At 72.9% G+C, this 959-nt stretch carries 1 protein-coding gene; it reads right to left on the reverse strand.

Annotated elements, in window-relative coordinates:
- The coding region (locus tag LFA75_RS23665; protein ID WP_225236166.1) for an HNH endonuclease signature motif containing protein at positions 1-959 on the reverse strand (959 nt) is incomplete at both ends.

Consider the following 959-nt stretch of genomic DNA (forward strand, 5'->3'; position numbering starts at 1 on the left):
CGCGACCGGCACTGCCGGTTCCCCGGCTGCAGCAGACCAGCCGAGTATGTCGACCTGTGCGATGCCGGCGGGTCTGGTGGTGCGAGTGCGACCGCCGGGCGGGGTGACGTGCAGGGTGCCGTCGGGGTCCATCGCGAACACCCAGCCCGGCGCATGGGTCTTGAGCCGGTGGTGCCTGCGGCACAGGCACACCAGGTTGGTCACGCATGTCGGTCCGCCGGCGGCGGGGTCGTTGTGGTCGTAGGGGATGACGTGGTCGAGGTCGACGTACTCGGCTGGTCTGCTGCAGCCGGGGAACCGGCAGTGCCGGTCGCGGGCTTTGACGAACCGGGTCTGTGCGGCGTTCGGTTCGTAGTCGGCGATCCGGGGTGGTGGTCCGAGGCCGGTGCCGCGGCGGAGGGCGGCGCGGGCTTCGGCCGGTGAGCTGAGGGCTCGGAGCCGGCCGCTGGCATCGAGGATCTCGAACCACACGTCCCCGCCCTGGACCCGACTGCGGGCACCGGAGGCCAGGAGCGCGTCGAAGCGGGCCAGCAGCTCGGCCACCGCGACCGGGGACACCGACAGCCCACCGATCTCGCCGACCCCGGAACCGGCGCCCTGCTCGCTGTGCTCGTGCTCGCTGTGCTCGTGCTCGTCCTGCCCACCGTGCTCGCGCTGCCCATCACGGCCGTCGCCGGATCGTCGGGGTGTGCTGCTCGTGCTGCCGGTCGGTGCCGGCCGGCCGTTGTGGTTGTCGGTGCCCGGCTCGGGTGCCGTACCGATTGGTGGACCGTCCTGAGAGCCTTCGCCGTCGGCGGTCGGTGCAGCAGACCGAGGGATTGAGCCCAGCGAACCCAGGCCGTCGAGGTCGGCCAGCTCCACCCGCATGGCGAGTTGCCAGCGGGCGCGGGCGACGTCGTCGGGGAGTGCCTCCCAGGGGCGGAGGACCAGCTGCCGGTGCGCATCGACCCGCAGCTGGC

Source organism: Klenkia terrae, assembly GCF_900491935.1.
GTDB classification, from domain to species: domain Bacteria; phylum Actinomycetota; class Actinomycetes; order Mycobacteriales; family Geodermatophilaceae; genus Klenkia; species Klenkia terrae.